This window comes from Rathayibacter sp. AY1C1, assembly GCF_002932105.1.
Classification (GTDB): domain Bacteria; phylum Actinomycetota; class Actinomycetes; order Actinomycetales; family Microbacteriaceae; genus Rathayibacter.
Genome location: NZ_PSWH01000017.1, coordinates 1 through 20,465, shown reverse-complemented (window position 1 = coordinate 20,465; position 20,465 = coordinate 1). Strand labels below are relative to the sequence as shown.

Genomic DNA, 20,465 nt, shown 5'->3' with positions numbered 1-20,465 from the left:
CGTGCCCGAGGGTGACACCGTCTACCGATCCGCCCACAACCTCGCCGAGGCGCTGGACGGCGAGGTCCTGACCCGGTGCGACGTCCGCGTGCCGAAGTACGCGACGGTCGACCTCACCGGCGAGACGATCGACGAGGTCGTCCCCCGCGGCAAGCACCTGCTGATGCGGGTCGGCGATGCGCTGATCCACTCCCACCTCAAGATGGAGGGGAGCTGGCACCTCTACGCCCGCGGCGAGGGCGAGCGGCCGAAGTGGCACCGGCCGGCGTTCCAGGCCCGGATCGTCCTCGAGACCGAGGACTGGCAGGCGGTCGGCTTCGAGCTCGGGCTCCTCGAGATCGTCCCGCGCTCGGCCGAGGAGGACGTGGTCGGCTATCTCGGCCCCGATCTGCTCGGCGCCGACTGGGACGCGGACGAGGCGCTGCGACGCCTGTCCGCCGATCCGGAGCGGCCGATCGGGCTCGCGCTGCTCGACCAGCGGATCATGGCCGGACTCGGCAACGTCTACCGCGCCGAGCTGTGCTTCCTGCGCGGCGTGCTGCCCACGCGCCCGGTCGGCGGGAGCGGCGACCTCGTGCGCACCATCGCGCTCGCGAAGCGGCTCATCACCGTGAACCGCGAGCGGATCGAGCGCACGACGACCGGCAACCTGCGCCCGGGCCAGCAGCTCTGGGTCTACGGCCGCGACCGCAAGCCGTGCCGGCGCTGCGGCACTCCGATCGAGCGCGGTGAGCTCGGCGACGACGAGCTGCAGCTGCGGGTCACCTACTGGTGCCCGCACTGCCAGAGCTGAGGGGCTACTCCTCGACCGCGGAGCGGCGCCCGGGGACGTGCTTCTCGTGCACGCCGACGTCCGTCAGGCGCTCGATGCGGTCGACGTGGCGGCCGGGCTCGCCGCCGTCCGCGACGATCCAGCTGCCGACGAGGAGGAACCCGTCGCGGCCGCCGGCCGTCAGCGGGCCCGTGATCGTGAACGACCCGAGCGCCGGAGTCGAGAACGCCACGCGCACCGGATCCCCGTGCTCGAGTCCCTCTGCCGAGCGCTCCCCGCCGACCTCGTCGGCGTCCGGAGCCAGGGCGATGCTCTGGATCTCGGTCCCCGTGCCGAGGAAGACGTCCGCGACGACGAGCTCGCCGCCGACGGCCTGCCGGACGACCCCCTCGATCCCGTAGAGGCCGTAGCGCGGGGAGCGGACGAGGACGCGCACCGAGTCGCCGATCGCGACCTCGGCGAGAGCACTCCGGATCGAGGCGACGTCCCTCCGCGCGGGAGGGGCGGACAGGGCGTCGAGGATCGGGCTGGGCATCCGATCAGGGTAGCCGCTCCGGGAGCGCACCCGCCCGGCGGATCGGCGGCGGATCCCGGCCGGCTGAGGCGCCGGGTCGCATCGGCCGCCGACGCCGCGCGCGAGCGGCGGAGCGCCGGCCGGAAGGCTCCGGCACCGCGAGACCCCGGCACTGCGGAGACACCGGCACCGCAGGGAGACGCCGGTACTGCGGCAGGCGCAGTCACCGCCGGGAACGACGAAGGCCCCGCCTGAGCGGGGCCTTCGGACGATGCGGAGTCGGTGGGATTTGAACCCACGGAACCCAATAAAGGGTTCTCCACCTTAGCAGGGTGGTGCACTCGACCGGACTATGCGACGACTCCTGAGCGCCCGCTGGCGGACGCACGACGACCATCATAACCGCACGCGCGAGGGCCTCGCGACACGGGCGCCCGCCCCTCCGCGGGAGGGCGAGAAGCCGCCTACTGGTCCGACAGGGGCCGGCCGATGGTGCAGGTCTCCTGCTGCGCGGTCTGCCCGGAGACGTCGCTCGGAAGGGTGACCGGCCCGTCGGGTGCGCTCGTCGCGGGGGCGTCGGTGGCCGGCGACTCCGTGGCCGCCGGAGCGCCGGTCGCCCCGGGCTCCTCCCCCGTCGACTGCGAGCCGCCGCCGGTGGTGCCGCTCAACGCGATCGGCTGGTCGGCGAGGAGAGCCGCGTTCAGCGCGGACGCCGCGTCCTCGCTCGGGTACACGCCGTTGCCGTCGATGAAGGTCGGGTACTGCACGAAGACCACGTTCGCGAGGTCGACGTCCTTCACCGCGAGGCCGATCGACACGAGGGTGTTCACGTTCTCGAGCGAGGTGGAGAGCTGCATGTTCGAGACGGCCGCCTTCGCGAGGCCGTAGAGGTTCACCGGGTTCGAGAGCGTCGACGCGCTCTTCACCTTGCGCACCAGCGATGAGAGGTACACCTGCTGGCTGGAGATGCGGGTGAGGTCGCTGCCGTCGCCGACGCCGTGCCGGGTGCGGAGGAACGCCAGCGCCTCGGCGCCGACGAGCGTGTGCGTGCCCGCGTCGAGGTTCAACCCCGTGTACTCGTCCTGGATCGGGGTGGCGACGCAGACGTCCACTCCGCCGACCGCGTTCGACATCTCGATGACGCCCTCGAACTGGATGAGCGCCGCGTAGGGGATCTCGAGCCCGGTCAGCTGCTCGACCGTCTGCACGGTGCACGCCAGCCCGCCGGCCTCGAGCGAGGTGTTGATCTTCGCCGAGTCCACCGCGTCCGAGACGGCGCCGGTGGCCGGGTCGGTGCAGGAGGGGATCGGGACGTAGAGGTCGCGGGGGAAGCTGACGACCTCCACGGTCGAGTGGTCGGCCGAGATGTGCATGAGCATCGTGACGTCGTTGAGGTTCTCGGCACGCTCGCCGTAGGCCCCGGCGGCCGATCCGTCGGCGCTGTCGCTGCCGGCGAGCAGGATGTTGACGCCGCCCTCGATCGCCCCGATCTCGGGCACGTCGCCTCCGCCCGAGTCGATCCCTAGGTCGACGGACGGACGCGCGCTCCCCGCGATCAGCGAGGCGGCGATCGCCACGATGCAGACCGCGCTGAGCACGCCGACACCCACGCAGGCCGCGAGGATCCGCGCGGCGAAGCGCACGCCGCTCGGGCGGCGCAGGCGGCCGTGCCGTGCTGCTGTGGTCCGGGTGGACGCGCGTTCGCTCATCGGGTCGTACTCTCTCTCGGCTGCGGGACGCGTGTCGTCCCGGAGTCAGCGCGCGAGGTGGAGAGCACCCGTGGTGCCGCCCGCCCTCGGCTCAGCCGAAGAAGCCGACCGAGCAGGTCTGCTGGTCGGCGCTCTGGCCGGTGACCGATTCTGGCAGGGCAACCTTGGATCCGTCCTCGGGAGTCGCTGCAGGAGTGCCGGGTGCCGCCTCGGCCGTCGCCAGCGGATCCGCGGTCGCCGGGCCCGACGGAGCGGCGGTATCGGCCGGGGCCGCCGCCTCGCCCTCCACGGTCGCGCCGGCGCCCGTGCCGCCGGTGATGGCGATCGGCTGATCGGTCTGCAGGGCGCTCGCCAGGACGTCGCCCGCGGCGCGGTCCGGCTCCACTCCGCTCGGAGTCGCCCCGGTCGGGTACTGCGCGAAGACGACGTCCGCGAGGTCGACGTCCTTCAGCGCGAGTCCCATCTGGACCATCGTGTTCACGTTGTCGAGACCGGTCGAGAGCGTCATGTTGCCGAGCGCCGCCTTCGCGAGCCCGTAGAGCGCGACCGGGTTGAGCAGGGTGTCCGCGCTCTTGATCCGGCGCACGAGCGCCGAGAGGAAGACCTGCTGGTTGCTGATGCGGGTCAGATCGCTGCCGTCGCCGATGCCGTGGCGGCTGCGGAGGAACTGCAGCGCCGCCATGCCCTCGAGCGAGTGCACGCCCGGCTCGAGGTAGGTGTTCGTGTAGGGGTCCGCGATCTCGGTCGCGACGCAGACGTCGACTCCGCCGACCGCGTTCGACATCTCGATCACGCCGTTGAACTGCACGACCGCGCCGTAGTCGACCCGGACGCCCATGAGGTCCTCGACGACCCCCGCCACGCAGCCGAGGCTGACGTCGCTGCCCATCGCCTCGTTGATCTTGGTGTCGTACCGGGCGGGGATCGTCTCACCCGTGGCGGCGTTCACGCACTCCGGGATGTCGACGTACATGTCGCGGGGGAAGCTCACGACCGTCGCGTTGCTGTGGTCGGCCGAGACGTGCATCAGCATGTTGACGTCGTTGAGGACGCTCGTCTCCTCGTCGGGGTCGCCGTAGGCGTCGCCCTGGCCCTTCCGCGAGTCGCTGCCGACGACCAGGACGTTGAAGCCGCCCTCGAGTGCGCCGATCTCCGGGGCGCCTCCTGCCTCGACGCTGGAGCCGGCCGCGCCCGGGTGCAGGTCGACCGAGGGCTGCACGGACTGGACGATCAGCGTCGCCGCGATCGCGACCACCGACACCGAGGCGACCACGCCGACACCGCCCACGAGGGCGGCTCCCTTCACCAGGGTCCGCGCGAGGGTGTGCCGCTTCTGGCGGCCGTGCCGCACGAAGGGGCGCGGCGTGCGCGGAGTGTCGCGAGTCTGTGTCGAAGGGCCCGTGCGGCGCATCCGTCTCCCGGTGTCGAGGCGTCAGTGGTGCGGAGGTGAGGGCCGGGCGTCGGTCCCGGGCGTCGCGCAATCCTATACAGAGGGGTGGCGCGTTCCGAAGGAGAGCGGGCGGCCCTCCGTCGTCGCGCGCCAGGACGGGCGTCGGAAGGCGCCGGCGGGAAGCGACGCGAAGAACGGGACTCCGCGGCGGACGGCGTGGCGGAGGGCGTGGGATTCGAACCCACGAGACGTTTCCGCCCACCAGTTTTCAAGACTGGCTCCATCGGCCGCTCGGACAGCCCTCCCGGCCGCTCCCGCAGGAGCGACACCCGATAGTAACCGCCGAGCGCGCGGGACCGTGGTCAGCGCAGCGCCGAGAGCGCGACCGCCACGCCGTCCTGGTGGACCGAGGGGATCACGGCGGAAGCCACGGCCCGCACCTCGTCGGGCGCCTGCCCCATCGCGAGCCCTGCGCCCTCGGCGGCGGCCCAGGTGAGCATCTCGATGTCGTTGCGGCCGTCGCCCAGCGCGACCACGTCGCTCCGCTCGATGCCCAGCTCCTCGCGGACGACCTCGAGCGCGGTGGACTTGTTGACGCCGTGCGGGGCGATGTCGAGCCAGGCGGTCCAGCCGATCGCGTAGCTGACCTGGTGCAGGCCCATCTCCTCGACCAGGGAAGTGAACTCCTCGATCCCGGTCTCGGGCGAGATCACGACGACGCGGGTGCACAGCCGACCGAGCAGCTCCTCGAAGGGGACGTGGGTCGTCTCGGCACCCATCACGGCACCACCCGGGAACGCCTCGGTGTAGAAGAAGGCGCCGTCCGCGTCCTCGACGGCGTAATGCGCGTCGGGGAGGGAGCGGCGGATGGTCTTCAGGACCTCCGTCGGGTCGAAGGTCTCGACCGTCTCGGGGACGTAGGCACCGGACTCGTCCCGGCGGAGCGTGACCGCTCCGTTGCAGCAGATCACGTACTCGGGCGAGATCCCGAGGCGCTCGACGACCGGCAGGGTGGAGGAGGGCGAGCGCCCGGTGGCGAGCATCACCTCGTCGCCCTGGGCGGCCACGCGGGTGATCGCGTCCGTCACTGCGCGGGTGATGGTGCCGTCCTCGTGCATGACGGTGCCGTCGATGTCGAGGGCGACGAGGCGGCGGCCGGAGGCGCGGGCCGCGCTCATGCGACGGGCTCGAGCACCTCGAGGCCGCCGAGGTGGGGCCGCAGCGCCTCGGGGACGAGCACCGAGCCGTCCGCCCGCTGGTGGGTCTCGAGGAGGGCGACGATCCAGCGGGTGGTCGCGAGCGTGCCGTTGAGGGTGGCGACCGGAGCCGTCCTCCCCGACTCGGTGCGGTAGCGGGTGTCGAGGCGGCGGGCCTGGAACGTGGTGCAGTTCGAGGTCGAGGTCAGCTCGCGGTAGGTCTCCTGCGTGGGGACCCACGCCTCCACGTCGAACTTGCGCGCCGCGCTCTGGCCGAGGTCGCCGGCCGCCGTGTCGATGACGCGGTAGTGCAGGCCGAGGCTCTGCAGGACGTCCTCCTGGTACGAGAGGAGGCGCGCGTGCTCCGCCTCGGCGTCCTCGGGGAGGGTGTAGACGAACATCTCGAGCTTGCTGAACTGGTGCACGCGGATGATGCCGCGGGTGTCCCGTCCGCCCGAGCCCGCCTCGCGGCGGTAGCAGGTGCTCCAGCCCGCGTAGCGCTTCGCGCCGCCGGAGAGGTCGAGGATCTCGTCGGCGTGGTAGCCGGCGAGGGCGACCTCGCTGGTGCCGGTGAGGTAGAGGTCGTCGTCGCGGAGGCGGTACACCTCGTCGTCGTGCTCGCCGAGGAAGCCGGTGCCGTCCATGATCTCGGGGCGCACGAGGGTCGGCGTGATCAGCGGGGTGAAGCCGGCGGCGAGCGCCTTCTCGAGGCCCAGGTTCATCAGCGCGATCTCGAGGCGGGCGACCAGGCCCTTGAGGAAGTAGAAGCGCGCGCCGCTGACCTTCGCGCCGCGCTGCATGTCGATGCCGTCCAGCAGCTCGCCGAGCTCGAGGTGGTCGCGCGGGGCGAAGTCGAAGACGGGGCGCTCGCCGACCGTCCTGACGAGCTCGAACGACTCCTCGCCGCCCGCGGGGACGCCCTCGATGATCGGGTTGGCGATGCGCTTCACCAGCACGGTGAAGGCGTCGTCGGCCTCGGACGCCTCCTGCTGGGCCTGCTTGGCGGCGGCGGCGAGGCGCTGGGCCTCGGCGACGAGGGCCGCCTTCTCGTCCTTCGGAGCCTTGGCGACGGTCTTGCCGAAGGCGTTCTGCTCGGCCCGGAGCCGCTCCGCCTCGGTGATCGCCGCACGGCGCACGCGGTCGGCCTCGAGCGCCTCGTCGACCAGCTCGACGGAGTCGCCGCGCGCCTCCTGCGAGCGCTTCAGGACGTCCGGGTTCTCGCGCAGAAGTACGGGATCAATCACCCCAGCAGTGTAGAGGAGGGCCGGGACGGGCCGCCGCCCGCGCGTACCCCCGGGGCCGGCTGAGCATCGGCCGCGAGGAGGCATCCGATCGCGCGGACGGCTGCGAATCTGAGTCATCCCCCGAGAACGTCCCCCCGCGTTCGACACCCCTGCTCCCCTGAAGGCCCTTCCATGCACGCCACCCCCCTCATCGACGCGACCCCCGGCGTCGTCCTCGAGCGCGACGGCTCCGGCGCCCGGATCACCCTCAACCGCCCCGACGCCCTCAACGCGATCGATCTCGGCACCGCGCGACTGCTGCTGAGCACCGTCGCCGACCTCGACGCCGACGCCGGCTGCTCCGTCATCGTGATCGCCGCGGCCGGCCGCGCGTTCTGCACGGGCGGCGACATCTCGGCGATCATGGGGTCCGAGAACCCGGACCACTACCTGCGCGACGTCGCGACCACGACCGCCCAGGTGATCCGCCTGCTCGAGGACAGCCGCGCCGTCGTCGTCTGCGCGATCGACGGCATGGTCGCCGGCGCCGGCATCGCCTTCGCTCTGGCCGCCGACATCGTGATCGCGACTCCCGCCGCCCTCTTCCTCAGCGCGTACGGCGACGTCGGGCTCGTCCCGGACGTCGGAGTCACCGCCGCGCTCCCCCGCGTCGTCGGCCGCCGCCGCGCCCTGGACTTCGTGCTGTCGGGCCGCCCGGTCCGCGCGGCCGAGGCGCTGGAGTGGCAGCTCGTGACCGAGGTCGTGCCGCGCGCCGACCTCGCCGGCCGCGTCGACGAGCGCGTGCGCGCCCTGGCGGCGAAGCCGGCGCACGTCGCGTCCGCCGCCCGCCGCCTCCTGCGCACCGACCCGCTCGACCGCGCCGAGCGCATCGTCGAGGAGACGGACACCCTGGTCGAGTTCCTGGCGGTCCCCGCCACGCGCACGCTCCTGGACGCCGAGCACGAGCGCCAGGCCCGCCGCGCCGCCCGGGCGACCGCCTCGCTCTGACCCGGGGCGAGCGTCCGCGACGACGCTCCGGCCCGGGCCGGGCGGACGTCCGCCCGACGGCCCACGGATCGGCCGGGCGTTCTCCTCCGATCTCGGCTACGGTGGTCCCCGCGAAGGGGAGTAGTTCCCACCGTCCGCCGAGCGGACGACGAGGCGCGTCGACATGCTGGTCCGGGACGATCCGGGCCCGGCGCTCCACCCCGGCTCCGGCCGGGGCGAACGAGACCTTCGGTCAGTCGACGCACGTCCTGACCGGTCCTCTCGCGCGGGTCGGCGGACCTGAGCCAGGAGATCGCATGGCGACCACCGCCCCCACCCCCAGTCCCGCCCAGGTGCGCCGCTGGCGCCGCTACCTCGCCGACGAGCTCGCCGAGGCCTCCGTGTACCGCGACCTCGCCGGCCGCCGCTCCGGCGAGGAGCGGGAGATCCTGCTCGCGCTCGCCGTGGCCGAGGGCCGCCACGAGGAGCACTGGCGCGAGCTCCTCGGCTCCGCGGCGGAGCCCGCGCCCCGCCCGGACCTCCGCACGCGCTTCCTCGGCTTCCTCACCCGCCGCTTCGGCTCCGTGTTCGTCCTCGCCCTGATCCAGCGCGCCGAGGCCCGCTCCCCCTACGCCGACGACGACGACGCCACCGAGGCGATGGCCGCCGACGAGCGGATCCACGGCGAGGTCGTCCGCGGGCTCGCCGAGCGCGGTCGCAACCGCCTCTCCGGGACGTTCCGCGCGGCGGTCTTCGGAGCGAACGACGGCCTGGTCTCGAACCTCGCCCTCGTGCTCGGAGTGGGAGCGAGCGGAGTCGGGACGGGCGTCGTCCTGTTCACGGGCATCGCGGGCCTGCTCGCCGGCGCCCTCTCGATGGGCGCGGGCGAGTTCGTCTCGGTGCGCTCGCAGCGCGAGCTGCTCTCGGCCTCCAGCCCGGACCTCGACGCGAACCGCATCGTCCCCGACCTGGACGTCGACGCGAACGAGCTCGCCCTGGTCTACCGTGCTCGCGGAATGACCCAGGAGCAGGCCGACGCGCGTGCCGCCTCCGTCTTCACGGGCCTGCGCGGCGGCGCCGTCACCTCGCCGATCACGCTGGGCGGCCCCGCAGGAGACCCCGACGTCGACGAGCACGAGTCGATCGGCACGGGCATGGGCGCGGCGCTGTCGAGCTTCTGCTTCTTCGCCTCGGGCGCGATCATCCCGGTGCTGCCCTACCTGCTCGGCCTGACGGGCCTCGCCGCGGTGGTCGTCGCCTGCGTGCTCGTGGGCATCGCCCTGCTCGCCACCGGCGCGGTCGTCGGGCTGCTCTCGGGCGCCCCGCCGCTGGCCCGGGCGCTGCGCCAGCTCGGGATCGGCTACGGCGCGGCCCTGGTGACCTACCTCCTCGGCCTGCTCTTCGGCGCGTCCGGAGTCTGAGCCTCGGCCTCGAGGAGCTGCGCGGACTCGCGCGGCTCCTCGGCGCGGGGCCGCACGACGACGCCGCGCCACCGCAGCGCGGCCACTCCGACCGCCAGCAGCAGCGACGCCGGCAGGCAGCCCAGCAGGGGGATGCAGGAGTAGTAGAGGAGCTGCCGCCGGATCCACGCGGGCGAGGGCACGTCGGAGTCGCCGTAGTAGGGCGGAGGCGGCGAGGAGTAGCCGGTGTAGAGGAGCGCGAGGCCGATCAGGGTCCCCGCGAGGCCGGCGAGCAGGAGCACGAGGAGCCACGGGTTCCTCAGCAGGGGCACCTCGGGCACGGGCTCAGCGGGAGCTGCGGGAGCGGGGTCGGCGGCCGGCTCCGGGAGGGGTGCGGGCGCGGTCTCGGCGCCGAGGCGGTGCGACCGCCGGCCCTCGGCGGCTCCGGCGATGTCGGGCAGTGCCATGATGCGGCGCGGTCCCGGCGCGGACGAGGAGCCGGGGCGGACCACGCGCGACTCCGGGGGCGCGGGACGAGCGGCGGCTCCGGACGTGGCGGCGGGAGCGCCGGGGGCGGCACCCGTGCCGGGCCTGGCGAACGCCCGCTCGTCGCCTCTCAGACGCTCCACCGGTCCCGAGAACCCGCGCTGGAAGGCCGGGTCGTAGCGCGGGTCGACCCGGTCGTCGTCGTCAGTCATCGTCGCGACCCGTCATCGTCGTCCCCGGTCATCGTCGACCTCCGGCTCGTGGGAGAGGATCCCGCGCAGCCAGTCGCGGGCCTCGAGGAACACCTCGTCGTCGTAGCGTCGCACGGAGGTGACCGGGCGGCGGTCAGCGCGCGGATACGAGCCGAGGAAGATCACCTTCGGGCTGAAGCGCCGCAGCCCCATCAGCGCGTCGGCGACCCGCTCGTCCTGGACGTGCCCGTCGAGGTCGATGACGAACCGGTACCGGCCGAGGGCATCGCCGATCGGCCGCGACTGGATCATGCTCAGGTTCACCCCGCGGGTCGCGAACTGCTCGAGCATGTCGAGCAGGGCGCCCGGCTGGTCGGCCGGGAGCTCGGCGATCACGCTGGTCTTGTCGGCGCCGGTCGGCTCGGGCAGCGCGTGCGAGCGCGAGACGTGCACGAAGCGCGTGACGGCGTTCGGGTTGTCGCCGATCCGCTCCGCCAGCACCACGACGTCGTGGTGGGCGACGATCCCGGGAGGGGCGATGGCCGCGTCCGCGGGCGATCCGCCCAGCAGGTCGACGGTGGCCTGGACGTTGCTGGAGGCGGGCAGGTGCTCGTGGCTGGGGATCTCGCGGTCGAGCCACACCCGGCACTGTCCGTAGGCCACGGGGTGCGCGGCGACGGTGCGCACCTCCTCGAGGCTCGTCCCCGGGCGGCCGACCAGGATGAACGACACCGGCACCAGGTACTCGCCGACGATGCGCAGCCCCGGGATCCGCGCCAGCGCGTCCTGCGCGGCCGTCACTCCGCCCTCGACCGAGTTCTCGATCGCGATCACCGCGCCGTCGCTGCGTCCGGTGACCAGATCGCTCAGCGCCTCCCCCACGTTCGCGACGCTGCGCCACAGCTGTCCGCGCGCCTCCGGGACCTGCGCGAGGGCCGCCTCCGTGAACGTGCCGCTGGGCCCGAGATAGCTGTAGGCACGGGTCTCGGGGGCGCTGTCGGGCATGGCGCAAGCCTAGCCAGCCGCGGTACCCCTGGAGGGGGCCGGACTGCCACTATGGACCGCATGACCGATCGCGCAGGGAAGCCGGCACAGGCCTCCGATCTCATCGACGTCGAGGCCCTCGTGAGGGCGTACTACGAGAAGAAGCCGGACGTCTCCGACCCGGCTCAGAAGGTGGTGTTCGGCACCTCGGGCCACCGCGGATCCTCGTTCGACACGGCCTTCAACGAGGACCACATCGCCGCCGTCACCCAGGCGATCGTCGAGTACCGGACGGAGCAGGGCATCACCGGCCCGCTGTTCATCGGCGCCGACACGCACGGGCTCTCCCGCCCGGCCCTCACCACCGCCCTCGAGGTCCTGGTGGGCAACCAGGTCCGCGTGCTCGTGGACGAGTTCGACGACTTCGTGCCGACCCCGGCGCTCAGCCACGCGATCCTCCGCTACAACAACGACCCCGCGCACACCGACCGGGCCGACGGCATCGTGGTCACCCCCTCGCACAACCCGCCCCGCGACGGCGGCTTCAAGTACAACCCGCCGCACGGCGGCCCCGCCGACTCCGACGCGACGACCTGGATCGCCGACCGGGCCAACGAGCTCATCGCCGACGGCAACCGCGGCGTGACCTCGGCCGAGCCCTCCGCGGTCGAGACCTACGACTACCGCACGCACTACGTCGCGGACCTGGCGAACATCATCGACCTCGACGCGATCCGGAAGGCCGGCGTGCGGATCGGGGCCGACCCCCTCGGCGGCGCCTCCGTGCACTACTGGCAGCTGATCGCCGAGATGCACGGCCTCGACCTGACCGTGGTGAACGGGGAGGTCGACCCGGCCTGGGGCTTCATGACCCTCGACTGGGACGGCAAGATCCGGATGGACCCGTCCTCCCCCAGCGCGATGGCCTCGGTGGTCGCGCGCGCCGGCGACTTCGACATCCTCACCGGCAACGACGCCGACGCGGACCGGCACGGCATCGTCACCCCCGACGGCGGGCTGATGAACCCCAACCACTACCTGGCCGTCGCGATCGACTACCTCTACCGCCACCGCACCGGCTGGCGCGAGGACGCGGCGATCGGCAAGACGCTGGTCTCCTCCTCGATCATCGACCGGGTCGCGGAGTCGCTGGGCCGGCGCCTCTGGGAGGTCCCGGTGGGCTTCAAGTGGTTCGTCCCCGGGCTGGTCGACGGCTCGGTCGGCTTCGGCGGCGAGGAGTCCGCGGGCGCCTCGTTCCTCCGCTTCGACGGCACCGTCTGGACCACCGACAAGGACGGCATCCTCCTCGCGCTGCTCGCCTCCGAGATCGTGGCGGTCACCGGGAAGAGCCCGTCGGCGCTCTACCGCGAGCTGACCGAGCGCTTCGGCGACCCGGTCTACGAGCGCGTGGACGCGGTGGCGACGAAGGCGCAGAAGGCGGCCCTCGGCAAGCTGGACGGCGACGCGATCGCGGCGACGACCCTCGCCGGGTCCGAGATCACCGCGAAGCTCTCGAAGGCGCCCGGCAACGGCGCGGCCGTCGGAGGCGTCAAGGTCGTCACCGAGGACGCCTGGTTCGCCGCGCGCCCCTCCGGCACCGAGGACGTCTACAAGATCTACGCCGAGAGCTTCCGCGGCCTCGACCACCTGCACGAGGTCCAGGCCGAGGCGCGCACGATCGTGGACGCGGCGCTGAACTCCTAAGCGCTGCGCTCAGTCGCCCGAGAAGGCTCGTTCCCGACCAGGAGAACGAGCCTTCTCGGGAGACTGAGCGGCGGTGAAGCGGGGGCGGGCTACCAGCGCGGGTGGACGGTGGGGCGGAAGTGGGTGTCGTAGAGGGCGTTCACGGCCTCCATGAAGGCGGGGCCGAGGGGCGCGGCGGAGGCGGCGGCCGCGTTGGCGCGGGCCTGCTCGGGCGAGCGGGCGCCGGGGATCACCGAGGTGACGCCCTCCTGCTGGATGATCCAGGCGAGCGCGGCCGCCGCGGGGGCGAGGCCGTGGTCGTCGGCGAGGCGGGCGAACTCCTGCGCGGCCTCCACGCCGGTCGCGAAGTCGACGCCCGAGAAGGTCTCGCCGACGTCGAAGGCGGAGCCGTCGCGGTTGTAGCTGCGGTGGTCCTCCGGCGCGAACACGGTCTCGGTCGTGTAGCGGCCGCTGAGCAGGCCCGAGGCGAGCGGGACGCGCGCGAGGATGCCGACGCCGGCCTCGCGGGCGGCGGGCAGCACCTCGTCGAGCGGCTTGAGGCGGAACGCGTTCAGGATGATCTGGACGCTCGCGACGTTCGGTCGGGCGATGGCGGTCAGCGCCTCCTCCGTGCGCTCGACCGAGACGCCGTAGGCGGCGATCGCGCCCTCGGCGACGAGGGTGTCGAGGGCGTCGTAGACGGCGTCCTCGGAGTAGACGGAGGTGGGCGGGCAGTGCAGCTGCACCAGATCGAGAGTGTCGACGCCGAGGTTGGCGCGCGAGCGGTCGGTCCAGACGCGGAAGTTGTCGAGCACGTAGTTGGCGGGGATCTGCTCCGCGCGACGGCCCATCTTGGTGGCGACGAAGACCTGCGCGTCGGGGTGCGCCGCGCGGTAGGCGCCGATCGTCCGCTCGCTGCGGCCGTCGCCGTAGACGTCGGCGGTGTCGAAGAGGGTCACCCCCGACTCCACTGCGGCGTCGAGCACGGCGAGGGCGTCGGTCTCGGCGACGACCCCCCAGTCGGCACCGAGCTGCCAGGTTCCGAGGCCGACGACGGAGACGGGGGCGCCGGTGCGTCCGAGGATTCGAGTTTCCATGCCTCCACCGTAGGTGCGGCCGAGCCCGCGGCGGACCCCCTTGCGCGTGCTCTAACGTCGAGGGCATGCCCCTCCTCGTGCTCGGAAGCGCCAACCTCGATCACGTCCACCGGGTCGCCCGGATCCCCGCTCCCGGAGAGACGGTGCTCGCCCTCGACGCGAGCACGTTCCCGGGCGGCAAGGGCCTCAACCAGGCCGTCGCGGCCGCACGGACCGCGCCCGGCACCGTCTTCGTCACGAGCCTCGGACGCGACTCGGCGGGAGACCGGCTCGCCGCGGTCCTCGGCGAGGAGCCGCTGGAGCTGCGCGCCCGCCGCGGCGACGTCCGCACCGGCACCGCGCAGATCACCGTGGACGAGCGCGGGGAGAACGCGATCGTCGTCGACTCCGGAGCGAACGCCGCCCTGGTCGGGTTGACCGCCGAGGAGTCGGCCCTGGTGGCGGCGGCCGACGCCCTGCTCCTCCAGCTCGAGATCCCGACGGCGACGGTGACGGAGGCGGCCCGCGCCGCGCGCGCCGGCGGCACGGTGTCGATCCTGAACGCCGCCCCGATCGGCCCGCTGCCGGAGGAGCTCCTCGCGGTGCTCGACGTGCTGATCGTCAACGAGCACGAGGCCCGCGAGCTCGCCGCCGATCGCGGCATCACCGCCGCCGACGACGACGCGCTCGCCGCTGCCCTCACCGCGCTGGTGCCGCTCGTGCTGGTCACCCTCGGCTCCGACGGCGTCGTCGTGGCGGTCCGCGACCGCGAGCCGGAGCGCACCCCGGCCTTCCGGGTGGAGGCCGTGGACACCACCGGCGCCGGCGACACCTTCTGCGGCGCCTTCTCGGCCCGGCTCGCCGCCACGGGAGCACGGCTCGACGATCCGGAGCAGCTGGTCGCCCTCACCCGCTGGGCGAGCGCGGCCGCGGCGATCTCGGTCACCCGCGCCGGAGCGGCGGTGTCCGCGCCGACGGCGGCCGAGACGGACGCGTTCCTCGCCGAGCGCGCCTGAGCGGGAAGCTCTTCGGGGAGGCTCGCCTGAGCGGGAAGCTCCTCAGGGGGAGACGGCGCGGACACCGACCTCGGGCGGCCCGCAGCACCGTCGCTCCGGTCGGCACGGTGCACTCCGAAGAAGCACGGGACCGCCCGGCCCGGCTCCGCTCCTCACGGCGAGGCGTCCCGCCCTGCGGACAGCCGCGCCCGCTCCCCGATCCGGCTAGTCGATCGCGGCGACCCGGACGGTCACTCGCGGCCGCAGCTCCGGATGCACCCGGACGCACCACTCGCGCACCGCGGCTCCGATCGCGCGCGCCACGTCCGGCGCGGACGCCTCAGCGGTCACGCAGAGGTCGACGGCCACGGACACCTCGTCCCCCGCGACGCGGACCAGGACCGGATCGGCGAACGTGCCGCCGCTCGCGGTGCCCAGCGGCTCGACCACGATCCCGGTCGCGCTCAGCGCCGTCGCCGCATGCGCGAGCACGTCGCGCACCTCGGGCCTGGCCGGCATCAGGGTCGCGACACCGTCCAGGGCGCGCAGCTCCGCAGCGAGCGCGGACACCGGATCGACCGGGGCCGCCGCCTCGAGGCCGCTCACGACTCCTCCGTCCCGGGGACGTAGACGTCCTCCACGCGGACGTCGATCCTCGACACCCGCAGCTCGGTCTGGGTCAGCAGCCGCGAGTGCACGCGCTCGCGCACCTGCTGGGCCGCCTCGGCGATCGGCACCCCCCAGAAGACCGAGATCGTCAGCTCCACCACGACCTCCGCGCCCGGCTCGGCGATGTCGCCGACCAGGCGGCAGCGGCCGACCAGCACGCCGGCGACGCTGTCCCCCGCCTCGCGCACGAGTCCGCGGACCGCTCCCTCGGTGATCGTGAGCGCCACGTCGGGCTGGACGCTCGCCAGCGGGATGTCGCGTCCGGCCCGCGACTCGCGGCGGACCTGGGTGAGGATCGAGCCGAACCAGCTCTCCTCCGGCGCGGGCAGGCGTGCGGCGTCGTCGTCGATGAGCGCGCCGGAGAGGGCGCGCACGCGCTCGAGGGCGCGCAGAGTGCGCCGGTGCTCCGGCGACTCCTCGATGGCGGGGTCGTACGGAGTGCGCCCGCGGTCGAGGTAGTCGCTCAGCTCGTCGATGCCGATGCCGTCGCCCTCCTGCTCCGTAGCGTCCGCCTCCTGCTCGAGCGCGGGCGGCAGCACGACGTCGTGCTCCCCCGCGCGCTCCGGCCCGTCGCCGGGACCCTGGTCCGCGTTCATCGCGTCTGCTCCCTCATCGCCAGTCCTCCATCGCCACGACCAGCGACTCGCGCGCTCGGGCCAGCTTGCCCCGCACGGCGGTCACTGTGAGACCGAGGTGATCGGCGATCTCGTTGTACGACTCCCCGCCGACCTCGCGCAGCACCCAGCACTGCCGCTGCGACTCCGGCAGCTCGGACAGGGCGTGCGCGAGAGCCCGCATGGCGTCGCTCTGCTCGGCGGCCTCGAACGGGCCGGGCTCTCGGGCCGGGGGATGCTCCACGGCGTCGACGTCGTCGGTCGGGCGGCGCTGGCGCAGCAGGTCGACGCTGGAGCGGCTGACGATCCGCATCATCCAGCTGCGCACGCTCGCCGGCTCCTTGAGCTGCGGGAGCTGCGCCCAGACCGTGATCAGCGCGTTCTGCACGGCGTCGGAGGCGTCGGCCTGCGAGCCGGTGAGGCGCCAGGCGTAGGCGCGGAGGATCGACTGGTGCCGCTTGACGAGCACCTCGAAGGCGCGCACGTCGCCCTCGGCGGAGCGCTCGGCGAGCAGCGCGTCGCTCGCCGCTTCCAGTCCGGGCACGGCGCCTCCTCCCTCTCCGCTCACGCGGCCTCGGGCCGCCTCTCAGGTTACGCTCAGGAAAAAGTCCACCGAGCACCGTGACGAACGCCGTCCGGGCTCCGTCTCACTCATGAAAGCACAGCCCGACCGGATTCCCGCCGGGCCTTCGACCCCGGTCTGCTCAGCAACGGCAGCCGATGAGACGTCCAGGAGACCTCATGAGCGACACCACGCGCACCCCCTCCACCACCCGCGTCGACAAGACCTCCGTCGACACGGTCACGAGCCTCGGCGGCTCCCGGACCTCCGGCACCGCCCAGGGCACCACGGTCATCGACGACAGCGTCGTGGCCAAGGTCGCCGGCATCGCGGCCCGCCAGGTGCCCGGCGTCTTCGCCCTCGGCAACAACGCCGCCCGTGCCTTCGGCGCGATCCGCCAGGCCGTCGGCGGCGCCGACCACGCCCAGGGCGTGAGCGTCGAGGTCGGCGAGACCCAGGTCGCGGCCGACGTCACCATCGTCGTCGAGTACCCCGTGCCGATGCAGAAGGTCGCCGACTCCGTCCGCGCCGCCGTCTCCGAGGCCATCACCGAGCTGGTCGGCATGGCCGTCTCCGAGATCAACGTCGCCGTCGTCGACGTGCACATCCCCGGCGACGACAAGGACGACGAGGCCACCGAGAGCCGCGTCCGATGAGCGACTTCCAGCGCCCCGCGCCCACCGCCCCCGGCGGCCGCAGCACCGTCCTCGGTGTCGTGGTCGGCGCGATCCTCGCCTTCGCGGCCCTGATGTTCGGCTTCTGGGGCTTCGTCCTCACCGCCCTCTTCATGGCCCTCGGCGTCGTGATCGCCCGCATCGCCGACGGCACCCTCGACGTGCGCAGCCTCGTGGACGTGTTCCGCGGCCGCACCACCTCCCGCTAGGAGCCCACCGTGACCGCTCTCGACACGCGTCCCGCATCGCCGGTGGCGGGCACCGTCACCATCACCGTCCGCTCCATCGAGCGCGCCGCCGTGGCGATCGTCCACGAGGAGCTGGGCGTGGAGGTCTCCGCGATCCGCGTCCGCCTCTCCGATGACCGGGGCGGCCTCGCCCTCGCGGTGACCGCGCCGGTCGTCGTCGAGCCGGGCACCGCCCCGGCCGGCGGCTCCCTGCTCGAGCGCCTGCACGGCGATCGCACCCGCATCGCCTCCCGCATGGAGGCGCTGACCGGGCGCACCGTCAGCCGGATCGACATCCGGGTCACGGGCACCCGCACCCGAAGCACGAGGAGAGTCGCATGAGCCCCGCACCGTCGGCGCCCGACACCCGCTACAGCCGCTACCTCCGTCGCGAGACCCACAAGTCCCGCTCCGCCGCGCAGATCGTCGTCCTGGTGCTCATCGCCCTGGTCGCGGCCTATGTCGGCACGGAGGCGGTGCTCGCGATCCTCGGCGCCGCGCCCCTGCTCGCCGCACCGTCCGCCCTGCTGGGCGCGATCGTCGGAGTCGCGTCGCTGGCGAACCCCGCCCTCATCGGCGTGGCCGTCGGCGCGGGCGTCCTCGCCCTGGTCCTGCTGGTGCTCGCACTGGCGCCCGGGGCCCGGGCCCGCCACACCGTGGACGACGACCGCCTCGCCGTGGTCGTGGACGACGGCGTGATCGCCTCCTCCCTGGCCCGCGCAGCCCGCACGGCCGCCCACTCCCGCCGCGAGGACACCCGCGCCTCGCTCGGGCGGCGCACCGCACTGGTCGAGGTGACCCCCGCCTCCGGCATCGCGGTCGACCGCGACGCCGTGCAGAGCGCCGTCGACGAGGAGCTCGCCCGCATCGGCGCGAAGCCCGCCCCGCGCTCCACCGTCCGCGTCTCGACCTCCGGGAGGATCTGATGACCACGAGCAACCGCTTCGTCAACCGGCTCGTCCTGCTCGTCGTGGGCCTCGTGCTCGCGCTGGTCAGCGCCGGAGCCGTCCTGATCGCCGTCTCGCAGCCGGTCCGCGACTCCGTCCTCTCCTTCGCCGACGGCGAGGGCGCGGCCCTGGTCTCGCGCCTCTCCCCCGAGGAGGGCACCGCCTGGAGCGATGCCGCCGTCCTCTGGCCGCTCTACGCCGTCGTCGGGATCTGCCTCCTCGGCATCGTCCTCGCGCTGGTGATGGCCTTCGCCCACGGTCACGGCCGCACCGGCACCGTCCTCCGCGACGAGGCCGAGGGCGCGCCCGCCGGAGGGATCGAGATCGCGACCGGCTTCGCGGAGGACGTCCTCGAGACGGCTCTCGCCGGGCGGACGGAGCTCCTCGACGTCACGGTCGCGGCCTACCGCCACGGCTCCGAGACCGCGCTGAAGGTGCGCGTCCTCCCCCGCGGCGGCGTCTCGCCCCGCACCGTGGTCGACGCCGTGCACCAGGAGGTCGACGCGCTCGACGCCCTGCTCGGCGCCCGCCTGCCGGTCCTGCTCGAGGTCGCCTCGAGCGCCCGGGCCGGCTTCTCCAAGGAGGACCGGGTCGCCTGACTCCGGTCCCGCAGCTTCCCCGGCACCCGCCGGCGGATGGTCACACCGAACAGAAGGAGCCCCTCATGGGTGCAGACGACAAGATCCGCAACGCAGCCGAGAACCTGGTCGGCAAGGCCAAGGAGGCCGTCGGCAAGCTGACGGACAACGAGCGCCTCGAGGCCGAGGGCCAGGCCGACCAGACCAAGGCCCACACCAAGAAGGTCGGCGAGGACGTCAAGGACGTCTTCAAGAAGTGATCTGACCGGAACCTCGACGGGGCCGTCACCGCATCAGCGGTGGCGGCCCCGTCGTCGTGCGTGGAGCGGGTGCGTCGAGCGTCAGACGCCCCAGAACATGATCCGGCCGGCGGAGGCCGCGTCGATGCTCTGGTCGTGGTTGTCGGCGGTGTGCGAGGAGTAGAGGATCCTGTCGCCGTCGACGCTGGTCACGACGCCCGTGTGGTCCCAGTCGCCCGAGCCGTCCCAGTCGAACTGGACGATGTCGCCCGGCTTCACCCGGCTCCGCTCGGAGTCGGGGATCGCGGTCGCGCGCTCGGGGTGCGCGGCGAGGTAGGCGTTGAACGCGGTCGACGACGCCCAGGCGGAGCTGTACCCGCCGGAGGAGGAGTAGCTCCACTCGCCGTCCATCTCCCAGCCGCGGGCGATCAGCGACTGCGAGGTGAAGTTGACGCAGTCGTTGCCCGAGATCACGCCGTACTGGGCCGAGTTGTAGTCGTTCCAGTAGGTGGAGAGGTAGTCGAGCTGCGAGGCCAGGCGGCTCGCGTCCAGCGCGGCCTGGGCCTTCGCGGCCTCGATCGCCGGGTCGGGCGTGTAGGCGAAGGTGATCGCCGAGGCGACGACCTTCGTGCTGGCGAGCACGCCGGTCGCGGCGAAGCTGGGAGTGGCGGCCGCGGTCGGGGCGGCGAGGTCGGTCGAGGCCTCGGCCGTCGTGCCCTCCGCGGCGCCCGACGTGTCGACGGCCGGCTGCACCGCGTCGGCCGGGGTCCCGTCGACGGTGACCGCCGCGGCGGAGTCGGTGACCGCGTCGAACGTGATGGCCTGACCGTCGGCGTCGAAGAAGGCGACCGGGACCTCGCCCGCTGCCTCTCCGTCGGCCGGAGGGGCGGTGACCGTGATCTGGTCGGGGTTGTCGACCGCGACGCTGCCCTCGGCCTCGCCGAAGCGCACGGTGGCGACCGAGTCCAGGTTCGATCCCTCGAGCGTCACGCTCGTGCCGCCGGCGACGGTGCCGGAGGTGGTGGAGACGGAGCTGAGGACGACCCGGGCGGAGGCGGTGGTCGCGGGGAGCACGGCGACGCTGGTCGAGGTCGGAGCAGCGGACGGCGTCGCGGTGGCCGACTCGGCCGAGGAGCCGGTGCCGACGGTGAGGCTCAGGCTCGACGCGACGGCCACGACGACGAGCCCGCCGGAGACGGCGAGCGCCAGCGTGCGCGGGGACGGGCGGAAGAAGGAGGCGCCGCGGCGGGCGGGCGCGGTGCGGAGCCGGTGCCCCTCCGCTTCGCGGCGGTCGCGGCGGGACGAGAACGATCCCTCCGGGGCGGGGTGCACCGGCTCCGCACCGCGCC

23 protein-coding genes and 2 tRNA genes are annotated in these 20,465 nt (G+C 73.5%); 11 read left to right on the top strand and 14 right to left on the bottom strand.

All coding sequences use genetic code 11. From position 1 onward, the window contains the following. Position 1 precedes the first annotated feature (1 nt). Entirely contained in the window at positions 2-793 is a 792-nt protein-coding gene (locus C5C71_RS09755) for a DNA-formamidopyrimidine glycosylase family protein (protein WP_104226773.1), read from the top strand. A gap of 4 nt (positions 794-797) precedes the next feature. On the opposite strand, the gene C5C71_RS09750 is transcribed toward C5C71_RS09755, so the two are convergent. From C5C71_RS09750 to serS, 7 genes are all read right to left on the bottom strand, one after another. Beyond that, entirely contained in the window at positions 798-1,307 is a 510-nt protein-coding gene (locus C5C71_RS09750) for a hypothetical protein (RefSeq protein ID WP_104337609.1), read from the bottom strand. Between the two features lie 253 nt (positions 1,308-1,560). Then, positions 1,561-1,651, bottom strand: a tRNA-Ser gene (locus C5C71_RS09745). A 99-nt stretch (positions 1,652-1,750) separates the two neighbouring features. Continuing rightward, positions 1,751-2,995, bottom strand: a complete 1,245-nt coding sequence (locus C5C71_RS09740; RefSeq protein ID WP_104337608.1) for an LCP family protein — start codon at positions 2,993-2,995, stop codon at positions 1,751-1,753. A 91-nt stretch (positions 2,996-3,086) separates the two neighbouring features. Further along, complete coding sequence (locus C5C71_RS09735) at positions 3,087-4,301, bottom strand: LCP family protein (protein ID WP_258059448.1); 1,215 nt, start codon at positions 4,299-4,301, stop codon at positions 3,087-3,089. 301 nt (positions 4,302-4,602) lie between these two features. Beyond that, a tRNA-Ser gene (locus tag C5C71_RS09730) sits at positions 4,603-4,690 on the bottom strand. Positions 4,691-4,747: 57 nt separating this feature from the next. After that, complete coding sequence (locus C5C71_RS09725) at positions 4,748-5,563, bottom strand: HAD family hydrolase (protein ID WP_104337607.1); 816 nt, start codon at positions 5,561-5,563, stop codon at positions 4,748-4,750. Then, positions 5,560-6,825, bottom strand: a complete 1,266-nt coding sequence (gene serS, locus C5C71_RS09720) for a serine--tRNA ligase (RefSeq protein ID WP_104233941.1) — start codon at positions 6,823-6,825, stop codon at positions 5,560-5,562. Before serS ends, C5C71_RS09725 begins: the two co-directional genes overlap by 4 nt. A gap of 171 nt (positions 6,826-6,996) precedes the next feature. On the opposite strand from serS, the gene C5C71_RS09715 reads away from it, so the two are divergent. Both C5C71_RS09715 and C5C71_RS09710 read left to right on the top strand, forming a co-directional pair. Further along, positions 6,997-7,812, top strand: coding sequence for an enoyl-CoA hydratase/isomerase family protein (locus C5C71_RS09715; protein WP_104247581.1), 816 nt, complete (start codon positions 6,997-6,999; stop codon positions 7,810-7,812). 296 nt (positions 7,813-8,108) lie between these two features. Beyond that, complete coding sequence (locus C5C71_RS09710; RefSeq protein WP_104224963.1) at positions 8,109-9,212, top strand: VIT1/CCC1 family protein; 1,104 nt, start codon at positions 8,109-8,111, stop codon at positions 9,210-9,212. On the opposite strand, the gene C5C71_RS09705 is transcribed toward C5C71_RS09710, so the two are convergent. Beyond that, the gene (locus tag C5C71_RS09705; RefSeq protein WP_104337606.1) at positions 9,173-9,889 is read right to left on the bottom strand and encodes a hypothetical protein; all 717 of its coding nucleotides are present in this window, start codon (positions 9,887-9,889) and stop codon (positions 9,173-9,175) included. The genes C5C71_RS09710 and C5C71_RS09705 overlap by 40 nt on opposite strands. Before the next feature lie 12 nt (positions 9,890-9,901). Then, positions 9,902-10,873 (bottom strand): prephenate dehydratase, encoded by a 972-nt coding sequence (gene pheA / locus C5C71_RS09700; RefSeq protein WP_104226780.1) that lies wholly within the window; start codon positions 10,871-10,873, stop codon positions 9,902-9,904. Positions 10,874-10,933: 60 nt separating this feature from the next. Between pheA and pgm the strand changes: the two genes are divergently transcribed. Next, complete coding sequence (gene pgm, locus C5C71_RS09695) at positions 10,934-12,556, top strand: phosphoglucomutase (alpha-D-glucose-1,6-bisphosphate-dependent) (protein ID WP_104226793.1); 1,623 nt, start codon at positions 10,934-10,936, stop codon at positions 12,554-12,556. Between the two features lie 89 nt (positions 12,557-12,645). On the opposite strand, the gene C5C71_RS09690 is transcribed toward pgm, so the two are convergent. After that, positions 12,646-13,632 (bottom strand): aldo/keto reductase, encoded by a 987-nt coding sequence (locus C5C71_RS09690; protein WP_104337605.1) that lies wholly within the window; start codon positions 13,630-13,632, stop codon positions 12,646-12,648. 65 nt (positions 13,633-13,697) lie between these two features. Here C5C71_RS09690 and C5C71_RS09685 point away from each other — a divergent pair, with 65 nt between their 5' ends. Then, entirely contained in the window at positions 13,698-14,627 is a 930-nt protein-coding gene (locus C5C71_RS09685; RefSeq protein ID WP_104247576.1) for a ribokinase, read from the top strand. Between the two features lie 204 nt (positions 14,628-14,831). On the opposite strand, the gene C5C71_RS09680 is transcribed toward C5C71_RS09685, so the two are convergent. Genes C5C71_RS09680 through C5C71_RS09670 form a run of 3 tightly spaced genes read right to left on the bottom strand, consistent with a single transcriptional unit; the run spans position 14,832 to position 16,433 of the window. Continuing rightward, positions 14,832-15,212 carry a hypothetical protein gene (locus C5C71_RS09680; protein ID WP_104224958.1) on the bottom strand — a complete coding sequence of 127 codons (381 nt, stop codon included), beginning with the start codon at positions 15,210-15,212 and terminating at the stop codon, positions 14,832-14,834. Further along, on the bottom strand, positions 15,209-15,871 hold the full coding sequence (locus C5C71_RS09675) for an Asp23/Gls24 family envelope stress response protein (protein WP_104233947.1): 663 nt from the start codon (positions 15,869-15,871) through the stop codon (positions 15,209-15,211). The genes C5C71_RS09680 and C5C71_RS09675 overlap by 4 nt, the downstream gene beginning before the upstream one ends. A 13-nt stretch (positions 15,872-15,884) precedes the next feature. After that, positions 15,885-16,433 carry an RNA polymerase sigma factor gene (locus C5C71_RS09670; protein WP_104224956.1) on the bottom strand — a complete coding sequence of 183 codons (549 nt, stop codon included), beginning with the start codon at positions 16,431-16,433 and terminating at the stop codon, positions 15,885-15,887. Positions 16,434-16,630: 197 nt separating this feature from the next. Here C5C71_RS09670 and C5C71_RS09665 point away from each other — a divergent pair, with 197 nt between their 5' ends. The 6 genes from C5C71_RS09665 (at position 16,631) to C5C71_RS09640 (ending at position 19,137) form a co-directional block, all read left to right on the top strand. Continuing rightward, the gene (locus C5C71_RS09665) at positions 16,631-17,107 is read left to right on the top strand and encodes an Asp23/Gls24 family envelope stress response protein (RefSeq protein ID WP_104226785.1); all 477 of its coding nucleotides are present in this window, start codon (positions 16,631-16,633) and stop codon (positions 17,105-17,107) included. Beyond that, on the top strand, positions 17,104-17,334 hold the full coding sequence (locus C5C71_RS09660) for a DUF2273 domain-containing protein (protein ID WP_104224954.1): 231 nt from the start codon (positions 17,104-17,106) through the stop codon (positions 17,332-17,334). The genes C5C71_RS09665 and C5C71_RS09660 overlap by 4 nt, the downstream gene beginning before the upstream one ends. A 9-nt stretch (positions 17,335-17,343) precedes the next feature. Beyond that, the gene (locus C5C71_RS09655; protein WP_104224953.1) at positions 17,344-17,694 is read left to right on the top strand and encodes a hypothetical protein; all 351 of its coding nucleotides are present in this window, start codon (positions 17,344-17,346) and stop codon (positions 17,692-17,694) included. After that, on the top strand, positions 17,691-18,278 hold the full coding sequence (locus tag C5C71_RS09650; RefSeq protein WP_104226787.1) for a DUF6286 domain-containing protein: 588 nt from the start codon (positions 17,691-17,693) through the stop codon (positions 18,276-18,278). The genes C5C71_RS09655 and C5C71_RS09650 overlap by 4 nt, the downstream gene beginning before the upstream one ends. Then, positions 18,278-18,898 carry a hypothetical protein gene (locus tag C5C71_RS09645; RefSeq protein ID WP_104224951.1) on the top strand — a complete coding sequence of 207 codons (621 nt, stop codon included), beginning with the start codon at positions 18,278-18,280 and terminating at the stop codon, positions 18,896-18,898. The genes C5C71_RS09650 and C5C71_RS09645 overlap by 1 nt, the downstream gene beginning before the upstream one ends. A gap of 65 nt (positions 18,899-18,963) precedes the next feature. After that, a complete protein-coding gene (locus C5C71_RS09640) occupies positions 18,964-19,137 on the top strand; it encodes a CsbD family protein (RefSeq protein WP_104226788.1) in 174 nt (57 codons plus the stop codon). Between the two features lie 81 nt (positions 19,138-19,218). Here C5C71_RS09640 and C5C71_RS09635 read toward each other — a convergent pair. Further along, positions 19,219-20,465: amidase domain-containing protein (locus C5C71_RS09635; RefSeq protein ID WP_104337604.1), on the bottom strand; the 1,247-nt coding region annotated here is incomplete at its 5' end.

What these genes read in the sequence shown, in the direction of transcription:
- C5C71_RS09640 (WP_104226788.1), top strand. Translation starts at nt 18,964, where the DNA reads ATGGGTGCAGACGACAAGATCCGCAACGCAGCCGAGAACCTGGTCGGC.
- C5C71_RS09725 (WP_104337607.1), bottom strand. Translation starts at nt 5,563, where the DNA reads ATGAGCGCGGCCCGCGCCTCCGGCCGCCGCCTCGTCGCCCTCGACATC.
- C5C71_RS09710 (WP_104224963.1), top strand. Translation starts at nt 8,109, where the DNA reads ATGGCGACCACCGCCCCCACCCCCAGTCCCGCCCAGGTGCGCCGCTGG.
- C5C71_RS09715 (WP_104247581.1), top strand. Translation starts at nt 6,997, where the DNA reads ATGCACGCCACCCCCCTCATCGACGCGACCCCCGGCGTCGTCCTCGAG.
- pheA (WP_104226780.1), bottom strand. Translation starts at nt 10,873, where the DNA reads ATGCCCGACAGCGCCCCCGAGACCCGTGCCTACAGCTATCTCGGGCCC.
- C5C71_RS09660 (WP_104224954.1), top strand. Translation starts at nt 17,104, where the DNA reads ATGAGCGACTTCCAGCGCCCCGCGCCCACCGCCCCCGGCGGCCGCAGC.
- C5C71_RS09685 (WP_104247576.1), top strand. Translation starts at nt 13,698, where the DNA reads ATGCCCCTCCTCGTGCTCGGAAGCGCCAACCTCGATCACGTCCACCGG.
- C5C71_RS09650 (WP_104226787.1), top strand. Translation starts at nt 17,691, where the DNA reads ATGAGCCCCGCACCGTCGGCGCCCGACACCCGCTACAGCCGCTACCTC.
- pgm (WP_104226793.1), top strand. Translation starts at nt 10,934, where the DNA reads ATGACCGATCGCGCAGGGAAGCCGGCACAGGCCTCCGATCTCATCGAC.
- C5C71_RS09690 (WP_104337605.1), bottom strand. Translation starts at nt 13,632, where the DNA reads ATGGAAACTCGAATCCTCGGACGCACCGGCGCCCCCGTCTCCGTCGTC.
- C5C71_RS09705 (WP_104337606.1), bottom strand. Translation starts at nt 9,889, where the DNA reads ATGACTGACGACGACGACCGGGTCGACCCGCGCTACGACCCGGCCTTC.
- C5C71_RS09645 (WP_104224951.1), top strand. Translation starts at nt 18,278, where the DNA reads ATGACCACGAGCAACCGCTTCGTCAACCGGCTCGTCCTGCTCGTCGTG.
- C5C71_RS09665 (WP_104226785.1), top strand. Translation starts at nt 16,631, where the DNA reads ATGAGCGACACCACGCGCACCCCCTCCACCACCCGCGTCGACAAGACC.
- C5C71_RS09675 (WP_104233947.1), bottom strand. Translation starts at nt 15,871, where the DNA reads ATGAACGCGGACCAGGGTCCCGGCGACGGGCCGGAGCGCGCGGGGGAG.
- C5C71_RS09740 (WP_104337608.1), bottom strand. Translation starts at nt 2,995, where the DNA reads ATGAGCGAACGCGCGTCCACCCGGACCACAGCAGCACGGCACGGCCGC.
- C5C71_RS09750 (WP_104337609.1), bottom strand. Translation starts at nt 1,307, where the DNA reads ATGCCCAGCCCGATCCTCGACGCCCTGTCCGCCCCTCCCGCGCGGAGG.